Here is a 12,820-nt window from a genome sequence, read left to right as displayed (position 1 = left end):
GCTTTGGTCTTAACTCGTTGTGAAATTCGAAAAGTAGCATCGAACGATTCCCATTACGGCGTAAATCGCAGTTCATGTCACTGTCTTAAAATCATAATTCTCAAAGGCACCGGGCAATCTCCGAACGCCCAAAGATAGAGATAGAATGTGATGCTCGGAGATCGCCCACTACCAAATTAATTAATGAATCGGAATCCATGACTTCCAAAGCCTGAATCCCGGCTAATTCTACCATTACACTAACGCACATCATTCGAAATGCGACCCCACATATTTCCACATACGCTCGTAATCCTCCTGCAACTTATCGGTGGTCGTTACCCCATACTTTTTTAAATCCTTCGTATTGGTCTCACCATAGTTCGGGAAGTACTCGGTAATGGCCGGGCTCTATTCCTCTCTTGATCCCTGTACGCTGAAACAGTCCCCGTAATTTTCGACCCATTATTTGGTCAATAGTTGACTTACTGTCATTTAACAAAAAATCAGGTAAGAGAAGCATCGGATCGGTGAACCCGGACTAAGCTATGCGGTTTAGCTGTTTCCGACTACAGGGAAAGACTATGCTATGATCTCGTGCACCACGCGTCCATGAACATCAAGTCATACAAAATCGCGACCCTGATGGCGATAGGTCAATTTTACGTGATCTATCCCAAAGAGATGGAGAAAGGGGACTTGTACTTCGTTTTCAACCTCTCCGAAACCAAACTCGTCAGTCATTCCGAAACGAAATTTTAAAAAATGACATAAGACGCATCCTTTTATTCGATACGAAAAGATTTTCTGTACTCTACCAGATTTTCGAAAGCGAATTATATTGGGTTGCTCCGAGATACTCAGAAAGAGCAGATGGCCATGTTACGGTGGCGGGCGATCGAGAGATCCGATCTATTAACCCAAAAGGATGATTTTTGCTTTGCCGCAGAAACGCAAATCGAATCAGCTCACTTCGCCCCATGAAGAATAAAATTGAACGACGTGCTTTTATCAAAAACAGCGTGGCTGCCGGATTGTTTTATCAGCTACTCCCGCCATTGAAAACAATTCCTTTCCGGGAGACCGGCGGGCGACTCTTATAACCAATCAGCATCATTCCAAGACCAAACCTATCGCCCAGTACGTAGTGATCGTCGCCAAAGTGCTGCTCCAGTTAAACCTAGAAATTCCTACCGCCTTGGCTAAGGCACTAGCCTACATCATTATTTCCAATAACATGAACCTCTATCGAGCCAATCGGCCCGAGATCATCCAAGCCTATCTCAAATTGATCCCCAATTCGACATGAAAGCCCTGGCTCATATTCAAAACCCATTCAGGTCACGACCGTTTTTTACAGCTCTTCGAGCAGGACTTCAAAAAGCGATTGCCAACAAAGGTCTTATCTCCGCTCATCTCGACGAATTGAAAAATCCTGATCTTGTCTCTCAGGTTGCTGACGTTCTCCTAACTTACCGCCGCAGGCGGAGGTCGCTCTGCAAGCGAAGATTCATGGGAAGGCTTAATGTTCCACTCAGACTCGACCGAACCGTAACAAATGCGGGAAATATTCTGTGCAACATTTTTGAAAATCGTGGCGAGACAGGAGAGCACAGCGTCATAGTAGGAGGCAGTTTTGAAGTGGGAGAAAACGCTTCACCCGGAGAATGGGAAAATGCCGAAGAAACCTTGATAAAGCGGCCCTGCAAACGACTACGCGTTTCGGCAAGGGAGGCCAACTACTACCCATTTAGACAAGCTGTATCCAAAACTTAAATTTCCATGCTACAAAGTCTTCTACTTCCATTTAAAGAAATCGGTTTTTCCGGTTTTCTCGATATCATTTTCATGACGCTGCTGATTTACACCTTGTTGGTATGGTCCAAGCGCACGCGAGCCGCATTCGTCCTGACAGGTATACTGATCGTGGCAGGCGTCTATCTTTTAGCCCGCCAGTTCAGTCTCAATCTAACGGCAGCTATATTTGAGCAATTCTTTGCGGTTATCCTAATCGCCCTCGTCGTCATTTTTCAAGGGGAGCTACGATACTTCTTCGAGCGAATTGCGGTTTGGAGTCTCAATCGAAGAATCCTCAGAAAAGAGATGGTTCGCCTCACACGGGAGGAAGTCGAAATACTCGTTCGCACTTTGACCGATCTAGCCAGAGACCGAACCGGCGCCCTGGTCGTAATTCGTGGCAACGACATGATGGTTCGTCACCTTGAAGGCGGCCAAGAGTGCGGTGGCAGGTTGAGCGAGGCTCTCTTAAAAAGCCTATTTGACTCCCATTCTATCGGGCACGATGGGGCTGTGGTGGTGAAAGAAAATCTAATCTCAAAATTCTCGGTGCAACTACCCCTTTCCAAGAATATGAAAAAGCTTGGCAACCGAGGCACACGCCACGCAGCGGCACTGGGACTGACTGAACTATGCGATGCCTTGTGTGTCGTAGTATCAGAAGAAAGAGGCACCATTTCCATAACTCGGAACGGGGAACTTACCGAGATTCACAAACCCGAGCAGTTGGCACAGATTCTCGAGGAATTCTATCGGGACATCAACCCTAAGAACGATCCGAAGGAATGGGAGCACCCCTTTCAGAAGAATTGGCGTGACAAGCTAATCGCTCTTTCCCTTTCAGTCGCCCTTTGGTTCGTTCTCGTCAATGGTTCAAAAACCGCCTATCGAACCTTGTCCATACCAATTGAATACAGTGATCTACCTGCTGGGCTCGAGGTTGACGCAGTACTCCCTCAGGACGTCGACGTTACCTTTCGCGGCGTACGCCGCTCATTCTACTTCATCCGACAGAACCAGATCGAAATCAGTGTACCTTTGAAACCCGAAAAAGGCCCCCAAAGAGTGCGGCTGGGACTGGGCCAGATGTCTTTTCCCAAAAATCTAGTACTGGAAACCATCGAACCCAACTTGGTCGAGATCGTCGTTGGCGAAGCGGAAAAGGAAACTCCAAAACCCGACAACTAGTGCATTTTTCAATTGGCCAGTCGCTTATCTAGCCAGAAATGGGTGCGAAAGATCGGCTCCCAGCAGGTTCCATCAGCGCGTTTGTTTAGACTCTCTTCATCGTCTGGGTTTAGTGGGGTACCTCCAGATTCGCTCATGTGTTCGCCCATATTAAGGTACATGAAAGCGAAGGTGGCCGCTGGGGCGGCGAAGGGTAAGCTAAACAAACATTTTCTCATGCAATCTTTATTCGAGAACGTCTAATAATTCGAATAAGACGTTCATTGAACTTTCGTATCTTTTTTCTGAATACAAAATATCGGTCTTCCGCGTTTAAACGGATCGCTTACGAGTCCTAATCCTCTGCACTGCCCCACCACCGAGCATTGCCTGCAGGCTCCCATTCAGGATCGAGAAACTCAGCATGCTGCTTTTCGAGCGCCTCCATCTTTGCTGTTCGGGTATTCTCGATCTTCTGGTCGAACCGCTCCTGACTGTAACGAGGATCACGGGCGGGAAATTTCGCTCCCGTATCCGCCAACCAATGATTGAGTCGTTTTTGCATTTCGCTGACTTTTTCTGGGTACGCGGCGGCGACATTATTGACCTCGCCCATATCATTTATGAGATTATACAGCTCAACCCGGCCATCTTCATGATAGTAGATTAGCTTCCACTCTTTCGAACGAATGATCGATGACGGCTCCCCTCCCTGGTTTCCGTAATGCGGATAATGCCAATAGAGAGCCCGCTCGGGAATGTTCTTTCCGCTCAACACAGGGACCAAGCTCACCCCATCCACGTGTTGCTCGGGCCTCAGCGGCAAACCGGCTAACTCCAAGATAGTGGGATAGAAGTCCATCCCAATGGCAAGTACATCGGAGGAGGTACCCGGCTTTGTCAGACCCGGAACATGAATAATATAAGGTTCGCGAATACCTCCTTCCCATTGCCTTCCTTTGCCCCCGCGAAAGGGCAAAAGGCTCGTTGAATAGGCGTCACCCGTTGTTACTCCCCCATTATCGGAGGTGAAAATGACGACCGTATTCTTATCAAGCCCCGTCTCCTTCAACTTCGCCATCACAATACCCACTGCCGTATCAAGCGATTCCATCATCCCCGCATAAATCGGATTGTCCTGTACCTGACGCACGGGAAGCCGACGATCGAACTTAAAGCGAGTATCGTTTCCGGTAAGGCCCATTTTTTCCGCCTTTTCGACGTACTTGTTGCGGAGCGCTTCCGTCGTTTGGATGGGTCCGTGGACAGTATAGAAAGAGAGATAGGCTAAAAACGGCTCGTCCTGACTCGACTCAATAAATGACGCAGTTTCATTGGCCAAACGCAGCGTGAGGAGCTCTCCATCAGGGCCGCTTTCCAATCTCGGATTGTCCCATGGAGCGAAATAGCCACCCATTGGGGAGCCCTTGTCCCAGCCTCCTTTGTTGATCATGAAGCCGTGATCCTCAGGCCACGATCCCTTAGTACCGATATGCCACTTCCCGGCGTAAAACGTCGTGTAGCCCCCATCCCTGAGGGCCTCAGCAACGGTAATGTCCTCATGAGGAAGGTTCCAGACATACTCCGCTGGCAGTACAAGGTCATCCCGTTGCCAATCCATCCCCGTTTTCGCTCCAATCCAATCAGTAATGCCATGTCGGGGCGGGGCCTTGCCTGTCATAATACTGGCTCGAGAAGGACTGCATACCTGGCAGGCCGCGTATCCATTATCGAATCGCATCCCAGAAGCGGCTAAGGCGTCAATGTGCGGCGTTTCATAAAACTCACTGCCATTGTACCCCAAGTCTCCAAAACCGAGATCATCCACGAGGAAAAACACGAAGTTGCGCTGTTCCGCCTTCGCGTATACCGCCAATTGGCAGATCAATACTAAAATCGCACACTTTAACATTCAAATCGCCTATCTCATTGACTAGGCCATTTCAAAACAAATAGTCGAAGCAGCGGTGAGAAAACCTCTTATCGAGTTCACACGACCTTGACTGGGCTTCGTCGTGCGAAGCCTCATGTCCATGCCGCATCCAATTGGAAGCTCCCACCAGGTTGTTTGGATATTCGCCTAAATTAAGCTACTTCCGAAGCGGTGATTCGAAATGGAAGACACTGCTTCTGTGAGAATCTGATTACAAATCGGGACGAGCCGAATCTAGCTCCCAATAGAGAGCTTCTTTCAAACGAGAAGTGATTTCTGGATACTGAGAGGAAAGCTCGATTCGCTCTTCGATGTCGTCAAGGATGTTGTAGAGCTGGAAATGGTTTTTCTTTCGATCGATCTCTATGAGCTTCCACCCGTCCTGGGCTATCAAAGCACTACTCCCCATCCGGTCGAACAGGTTGTTGACGACAATATAGTCGTGCTCAGCCTCCGCGATTTCTCCCCGATCCCGACGACTCGGCAAACCTGCCTGGTTGTGCTTCCACCCGCCCATGCGCCCATCGTGAAGACCGGTGAGCAAGGTCCATTTCGCTGGGGCACAAAAGACACCACCGTAATAATTGTTAAATTTGATCCCCTGCTGAGCCAGCTGGTCGATGTGCGGCGTCTTAATCAGCTCCTGCCCATAGTAACCCAGCAAGCCGGGCCCCAAATCAAGTACCGTCAAATAGACGCAGCGGAATCCGCCAATGAACTTGCATATTGATTCTCGAGGAGTCCATCAAGGGAGTCTTTCCGGTAATCATTGCTAAATTCGCCGCTTATATCTAGCTTTAACTCGTATGCATTTCCACGTTTCCAAATTCTGTCTATTTTGGGGATTAGCTCTTGTTAACCAGCCACTTAGCGCAGGCGATGGCGATCGATTATTTAAGTCCTTCCAGAGCGAAGCGGAACCAATCCTAGATAGCTATTGCTATGACTGCCATGGTTTTGGGACGAGCAAGGGAGGGGTCACTTTGGACGAATTCTCTTCAGAGACGATTCAAGACCACGAACTTTGGCTTCGCGTTCTAAAAAATGCCCGAGCCCACATTATGCCGCCCCAAGAGGAATTCCAGCCCTCCGTAGAGGAAAGAAATCGCTTGCTGACCTGGATCAAAACCGGCCCCTTCGCGCTGGACCTTGAGAATCCTGATCCAGGAAAGCTAACAGTCCAGCGCCTTAATCGAAACGAGTACCAGAACACCATCCGCGATCTGATTGGAGTGGAATTTGTCGCGGCGGACGCGTTTCCGGCAGATGACTCTGGTGAGGGATTCGACAACATCGGGGATATTTTAACGCTTTCCCCCATGCTAATCGAGAAGTACCTCGATGCCGCCAATCAAATCATCAGCAAGGCCGTACCGACCACGCCCAGAATATTGCCCGAACACGTCCTGGCAGACGAAGCCCTGGTTGATCTCTTTAGCCATCCCACCATCGAAGACGACGCGTCGAATGACGACCTCCAGCTCTCCTTCTATTCCCCTTCCAACCGCACCGCGAGCTACGCAATCAAGACACCAGGGAAATACCAGGTCGTTCTGAGCCTTAAGCCCGTCAGTTTTTCGAGCTTCAGCGGCTTTGACTACAATCGCTGTCGGCTCGTTTTCAAAATCGACGGCGAAACGAAGATCGAACAGGAATTTGAATATATCTCTGGAAAGACTTTCGAGTACACGTTCGAACACGACTGGAAACCGGGAGATAAACGTTTCGAATTCGAGGTAGAGCCTCTCACATTCGGTTTGGAAAAGATCAAACGCCTCAAGATGCGAATTGAAAAGCTGACCGTACGTGGTCCCTTCGCACGCGAACACTGGATACAACCAGAAAATTATGATCGTTTTTTCCCAGGGGAAGTCCCCCACGACGAATCCTTGCGAACCAAATACACACGTAATTTGCTAAGCGACTTCGCGTCTCGTGCCTATCGCCGACCCGTCGACGAAGAAACGGTGGATCAACTGACTCGGCTATCGGAGCAAGTCGCCTCTCAAAAAGGGTACACTTACGAGATGGGGATTTCCCAGGCGATGGTCGCCGTCCTCGCGTCTCCCCGATTTCTTTTCCGCGAGGAAGAGGTTCTCCCGAATACCGCCCCAGGTAAATATCCTCTAATTGACGATTACTCCCTCGCCTCCCGACTCTCCTACTTCCTCTGGTCCTCCATGCCCGACGAAGAGCTATTTCGGCTGGCACGGAAAGGCAGGCTCAGAGAAAATCTGGATACGCAACTCAAGCGAATGATGGCTGACAAACGGTCGGACGCCTTCATCAAAAACTTCTCCGGGCAGTGGCTCCACGCTCGGGACATTGAATCCGTAAACATCAGTTCCTTGGATGTCTGGCTCCGCGACCATCCAAACCCTGAGGCGATGGCAGCGAGGGAGGAATACTCCCGCCTTCGGGAAATTCCAAATGCGCTTCGTACTCCTGAGCAGAAAGAAGCTTACACCCGAACACGGGCGTTGATTCGAGCCCTCTCCAGTGGAGAGCGCCCCGAGCTAAAACGTCCCTTGCAGCGGGCCATGCGCCAAGAAACCGAACTCTATTTCGAGCACATTATTCGGGAAGATCGGAGCCTATCCGAATTGCTCGATAGCGACTACACCTTCCTCAACGACCGGCTCGCCACCCACTACGCTATCGAAGGTGTCAAAGGTTCCAAGTTTCGCAAGGTATCCCTCGCTCCTGGCAGTCCACGCGGGGGGATTTTGACCCAAGGTACGATCCTAGCTTACACCTCCAACCCGACTCGCACTTCTCCGGTAAAACGCGGCGTTTTCATTTTGGAGAATATTCTGGGTACGCCCCCGGCAGCCCCGCCACCAAACATCCCCGCTTTGGAAGACGTCGCGAACGGCAAAGACATTGAAGCGATTAGCCTGCGCGAAACGCTGGCTCTGCACCGCGAAGACGCGCTTTGCCGCTCCTGCCATAATCGCATGGATCCGCTCGGGCTCGCCTTGGAAAACTTCAATGCCATGGGCATCTGGCGGGACGCCGAGCTCAACCAGGCCATTGAAACCGATGGAGTGTTGATTACCGGGGAGTCCTTTTCCTCAATCCAGGAAATGAAGCGAATTCTTGCCAATGAGCGAATAAAAGACTTTTATTATTGCTTCAGCGAAAAACTGCTAACTTACGCCCTTGGTAGAGGTATGGAATACTACGACACTGCAACCATCGACCAACTCGTCGAAGCGCTCAAACAAAGCGAAGGCCGCCCTTCCGCTCTGCTGGCTGCAATCGTGCATTCAGCTCCCTTTCAAAAACGTCGAAACCTAAACGTTAACTCGAACTAGCCCATGAACCCGCCCGCCTTCAACAATCCACTCAATCGACGCCGCTTTCTCAAAGGGATAGGGGCCAGTCTAGTGCTTCCCGCACTTCAATCAATCGTGCCGACTGGCTTGCTCGCGGCCGGACCCGTAAAGCAGCTCGCCACCACTCGTACTGGCGCGCCCCTCAGAGCCGCTTACGTATTCTTCCCCAATGGAGCGATTCCCGATCTTTGGTGGCCTCAGGGGGATGGAGCCAATTTCTCTTTTAAGGACACCCTCTCGCCGCTTGAGCCCATTCGCGACTCCATACAGGTCATGGGAGGACTGGACCAGCTTAATGCCACTGCGGGAAAAGACGGTGGAGGCGACCACGCTCGCGGCAACAGCGTATTCCTTACCAGTGTTCGTATCAAAAAAAGCGCTACTGATTTTAGAGCCGGTACATCGATCGATCAAGCGATCGCAAATGAAGTCGGGCACATGACACGTTTCCCCTCCCTGGAGCTAAGCTGCGATCCCGCGCGACGCTCAGGAGCTTGTGACACGGGCTACTCTTGCGCCTACCAGTACAATCTTTCCTGGAAAACCGCGACTAATCCGATGACTCCAGAGTCGAACCCCCGCAAGGTTTTCGAGCGTCTATTCGGCGAGGGTTCCCACGGAGAGCGTACCGAAAATATGCAACGCCGCATGATGAATCGGCGTTCCATTCTTGATTTCGTCATGTCGGATGCCCAACGAATGCAGAAAAACCTCGATCATCGTGACCGAGAAAAGCTAGACCAGTATCTGACTGGTATTCGGGAAGTCGAAACTCGTATCGAAAATTTGGAACGTTTTGGCGTGGGCATTGATCCAGACATCGCTACTCCGGACGGAATTCCATTCAGTCACGGTGAACACATTGATATCATGTTCGAGATGGCGTTACTGGCGTTCCAAACCGATTCCACCCGAGTCGCCACCCTTCTCCTCGCCCATGATGGGGATAACCGCTCCCACGATGAAATCGGAATCCCTGAGGGACATCACGAGTTGACGCACCACCAGAACAAAGCGGACAGGATCGCCAAGGTCGCCAAAATCGATCAATGGTACGTTCAAAAATTGGCATCCTTCCTGACTCGCCTAGATTCGATAGACGATATCGACGGCAAATCTATGCTGCACAACTCTATGATTGTTTACGGAAGCGGCAACGCGGACGGCAATCGCCACACCCATGACAATCTGCCTGTTATCCTCGCGGGTCATGGGGGCGGAACGCTCAATCCGGGGCGCTTCAATCAAAACGGTTCTACACCGGCCGCGAATCTCTTTCTCAGTATGGCCGATCGCATGGGTGTCAGGGATCTCCCCCGCTTTGGCGATTCAACGGGTCGTTTGAGCAATGTATAGTTTTAGGGCGGCTGGCAGTTAGCTATTGGCATCTGTAGGAGCAGCTTCACGTCGCGATGCCGCCAATCCAATTGCGGCACCCCTTTGGATACAATTTCTATGAAACTTGCCTTCCTTCTCCTCTCCCTTTCTCTCATTGTTGCAATCCCGTTCTCAGCCCTTGCCCAAGAGGAAAACCTTAACACATGTCATTTTAATGAGTTCAATGAAATTTCTTCTTGTCGGAAACCCAGTTTTGCAAACCGATCAGTCTCACTACCTTTCCCCCAAGTAAATTGCTCAGAAGACAATGAATCGCAAAACGGCGCAATCCGCATTCCGATCGTCAAGATGTACATCACCGAACGCTCCGTGACAATCATCACCCGACTAGTTCTCAGTACTTATCACTGGTTCGGGAAACACCTGTGAACCCTACCGACAACCGGGCGACCAACATCTAAACAGCATGAGCCCAAACGAACCCTAATGGCGAAAAACTGTTCCATTTTTGGAAAAGCAGCTCGGCCTTTGAAGCTGTCCAATATTTCAAAGACTCTTAGAGAAACTTATCGAATCCCCGAAACCTTCGGACGGACGGGGGGCAATAGAACTTTCGCTATGGGTACGAAGTCGTCCGCTAAGATACGATTTCCTGAAAGTGTGTATCCATCAGGCGCTTTTTCAATTTCCTCGAGTTTCACCCGATCAACTCGGGCGACAAGCTCTTCTCGAAATTGCCTCACTATTTTCACGTGCTTCGGATCGTAGGCAAGATTCGTGTATTCCCCTTTGTCATTTCTGTGGTCATATAATTCCTCGAGGCTATTCCACTCGTAATAGATATAGCGGTACCGCTCCCCTCTGAGGGTATGACCCGTTACATTTCGAGGAAATGTGAAACTGGTCAAAGCGCTGTGCTTTCTTTTTGAATGGGGGTTCCTCAACAAGGGGACTACGCTGACCCCATCACAATGCTCAGGGGTATCATAACCCGCCAGATCGACTAAACTAGGATACACATCCAATAAACTGACGGGTTGGGTAACCACTGACCCTGGCTCGCTCACTCCTGGTGCTCGAACAAAGAAGGGCACACGGGTAGATTCCTCCCAAAGGGTGAACTTCTCCCAGTTTTCCTTTTCGCCAATGTGCATTCCGTGATCCGACCATAGAACGACGATCGTCTCATTAGCTTTCCCCGACTCATCAAGGGCCTCCAGCAGTCTCCCAATCTGGGCATCCGCGAAACTAATCGAAGCCAGGTACGCTTGAACCACGTGTTTCCACTGCTGGTTTTCCAGAACGAACTTGTGCCAGCCACGACGCGTGTGAACAAGAGCATCTTGTAAGTCGTTTTCCTCAATCTCCAAATCCGGTATATCTTCGATTGGATACAGGTCGAAATACTTTTGCGGCACTTCCCATGGCATGTGAGGACGAAAAATTCCACAAGCCAGATAAAGTGGCTTGTCGCGTTTCCGCATCAGCTCATAGCGAGCCCAACTCACAGTTTGGTGGTCGGCCATTTTCTCGTCTAGGACCTGAATGGGACCCCACGTAAACCACTTGTGTCGTCCCCCCTTCCATGAGTCCGGATTAATCACCTTTTCCGGCGCGTTCATCTGGTAAGGCATCGGCACCGCAAGACTGGGATAGTAAAAGTCCCATCCATCAGGGTCAGCTTGATTCGACGTTAGCCAAGGTGGAGCCAACGAATGGTATATCTTTCCGCCAGCCAGAGTTTCATATCCACGGTTCTTGAAAAACTGCTCTACGGTCTCGATGTCCTTCAGCATCGGTATTTCGCGCCATTGAGGCCCATCGTACCAAACATTTTGCATCACTCCTGTCTTCGAGGGTTGCACTCCTGACATGTTGGCCAGCCGAGAAGCCGCGCAGGCAGGCGATGCACAATGAGCATTGGCAAATGTGGCGGACTCCGCCGCGAATCGGTCCAGATTTGGCGTCTTAGCGATTTCCAATCCTCCTAACGGCCCAATCCAGTCATTCATGTCATCAATCGCGATAAACAGCACATCGGGCTGCTTGGCTGCCAACATTGAAAGGCTTATTTCAGGAAAAAGCCCCTGCACTATAATTAAGGTGACAATTCCAAATTTCCTCATATCTCTCGCTTCACTAATTATCTTGTCTAACAACCCCATCGTTTCTGGCAAGCTACCTTGCGCGGCGTAAAAGGCAACCCGTTGAATAGGATCTTTCCCTAAGAGAGTGTCCAAAGCCCTCAGATCGCACATTCCGACTTGTCCCAAATATTGAATGCTCTATGCTGTTGCTATGTCCGCTATCCCCAAAACATTTCCTGAACACGAGCTTGCCAATGAGGAGCAACTTCAATCTGGAATTGAAGTAATCGACGAACGCTTTCGCGAACTCGTTTCCGAAGTATCCGAAGTTCGTCGACTTTGGAAAGGAGCCGAGTGGTCGGAGGGAGCTGTCTATCTTCCCCAGCAAAACATTATCGTATGGTCGGACATTCCTAACAACCGAATGCTCCAATTCGATCCAGAATCCAACAAGACGACGGTCTTTCGGGAACCATCGAACTTCACTAACGGAAACACCATCGATCGAGAGGGTCGCCTCGTCACCGCTACCCATCTTACCCATTGCGTATCCAGAACCGAACACGATGGATCTATCACAATCCTAGTTGACCGCTACAAAGGGAAGCGACTCAACTCGCCCAACGACGTCGTCGTTAAGTCCGACGGAACTATCTGGTTCACGGACCCGCCTTATGGAATTTTGTCTAATCGGGAGGGCGAAAAACGAGATTCCGAACTGGAGGGCAACTTTGTCTATCGGCTCGATCCGGAAACGAGCGACCTAAGCATCGTCGCCAACTCGATGGACCGCCCCAACGGGCTCGGCTTCTCTCCAGATGAATCGAGACTTTACGTATCGGATACAGGATTACCCGGGAATATTTCTCTATTCGATGTGAAAGACTGCGGCACTCGTATCCAGAATCAAAGGGAATTTGTAAAACTTTCACCCGGTGTATCCGACGGATTCCGCTGCGATGTTCACGGCAACGTCTGGACCAGTGCGGGCGATGGAATCCAGTGTTTCTCGCCAGATGCGGCACTCCTCGGTAAGATTCTGATCCCCGAACTCAGTTGCGCCAACTGCTGTTTTGGCGGACCCGACCGAAAGACCCTCTACGTCGCAGGGGACACCTCGCTCTATTCGGTTGAACTCGCAGTCGCCGGCGCATCAATTGATGAAGCGGCAAGGAGTTAAA

At 50.4% G+C, this 12,820-nt stretch carries 9 protein-coding genes and 1 pseudogene; 6 read left to right on the top strand and 4 right to left on the bottom strand.

Features of this window, described 5'->3' with window-relative positions; all coding sequences use genetic code 11:
- Positions 1-591 precede the first annotated feature (591 nt).
- The 3 genes from GA004_RS04515 to GA004_RS04505 all read left to right on the top strand — a co-directional run bounded on the left by GA004_RS04515 (position 592) and on the right by GA004_RS04505 (position 2,964).
- On the top strand, positions 592-741 hold the full coding sequence (locus GA004_RS04515; RefSeq protein ID WP_283396110.1) for a hypothetical protein: 150 nt from the start codon (positions 592-594) through the stop codon (positions 739-741).
- A gap of 543 nt (positions 742-1,284) precedes the next feature.
- On the top strand, positions 1,285-1,755 hold the full coding sequence (locus GA004_RS04510) for a hypothetical protein (protein ID WP_283396109.1): 471 nt from the start codon (positions 1,285-1,287) through the stop codon (positions 1,753-1,755).
- A gap of 6 nt (positions 1,756-1,761) precedes the next feature.
- Positions 1,762-2,964: a diadenylate cyclase gene (locus GA004_RS04505; protein ID WP_283396108.1), complete on the top strand. Its 1,203-nt coding sequence runs from the start codon at positions 1,762-1,764 to the stop codon at positions 2,962-2,964.
- An 8-nt stretch (positions 2,965-2,972) separates the two neighbouring features.
- Here the strand turns inward: GA004_RS04505 and GA004_RS04500 are convergent, their stop codons facing one another.
- The 3 genes and pseudogenes from GA004_RS04500 to GA004_RS17915 all read right to left on the bottom strand — a co-directional run.
- Entirely contained in the window at positions 2,973-3,101 is a 129-nt protein-coding gene (locus tag GA004_RS04500; protein ID WP_283396107.1) for a hypothetical protein, read from the bottom strand.
- 197 nt (positions 3,102-3,298) lie between these two features.
- A complete protein-coding gene (locus GA004_RS04495) occupies positions 3,299-4,855 on the bottom strand; it encodes a sulfatase (protein ID WP_283396106.1) in 1,557 nt (518 codons plus the stop codon).
- A 463-nt stretch (positions 4,856-5,318) separates the two neighbouring features.
- Positions 5,319-5,555 (bottom strand): annotated as a pseudogene (locus GA004_RS17915) (sulfatase-like hydrolase/transferase); the annotation flags it as partial.
- Positions 5,556-5,682: 127 nt separating this feature from the next.
- Between GA004_RS17915 and GA004_RS04485 the strand changes: the two are divergent.
- Complete coding sequence (locus GA004_RS04485) at positions 5,683-8,193, top strand: DUF1592 domain-containing protein (protein WP_283396104.1); 2,511 nt, start codon at positions 5,683-5,685, stop codon at positions 8,191-8,193.
- Positions 8,194-8,196: 3 nt separating this feature from the next.
- The gene (locus tag GA004_RS04480) at positions 8,197-9,570 is read left to right on the top strand and encodes a DUF1552 domain-containing protein (protein ID WP_283396103.1); all 1,374 of its coding nucleotides are present in this window, start codon (positions 8,197-8,199) and stop codon (positions 9,568-9,570) included.
- Positions 9,571-10,118: 548 nt separating this feature from the next.
- Here GA004_RS04480 and GA004_RS04475 read toward each other — a convergent pair.
- Positions 10,119-11,678, bottom strand: a complete 1,560-nt coding sequence (locus tag GA004_RS04475; RefSeq protein ID WP_283396102.1) for a sulfatase — start codon at positions 11,676-11,678, stop codon at positions 10,119-10,121.
- Between the two features lie 172 nt (positions 11,679-11,850).
- Between GA004_RS04475 and GA004_RS04470 the strand changes: the two genes are divergently transcribed.
- Positions 11,851-12,819: an SMP-30/gluconolactonase/LRE family protein gene (locus tag GA004_RS04470; RefSeq protein ID WP_283396101.1), complete on the top strand. Its 969-nt coding sequence runs from the start codon at positions 11,851-11,853 to the stop codon at positions 12,817-12,819.
- The last annotated feature ends 1 nt before the right edge of the window (position 12,820 follow it).

This window comes from Candidatus Pelagisphaera phototrophica (assembly GCF_014529625.1).
GTDB lineage: Bacteria > Verrucomicrobiota > Verrucomicrobiia > Opitutales > Opitutaceae > Pelagisphaera > Pelagisphaera phototrophica.
The sequence above is the reverse complement of the archived record's forward strand: the minus strand, read 5'-3'. Positions and strand labels throughout refer to the sequence as shown.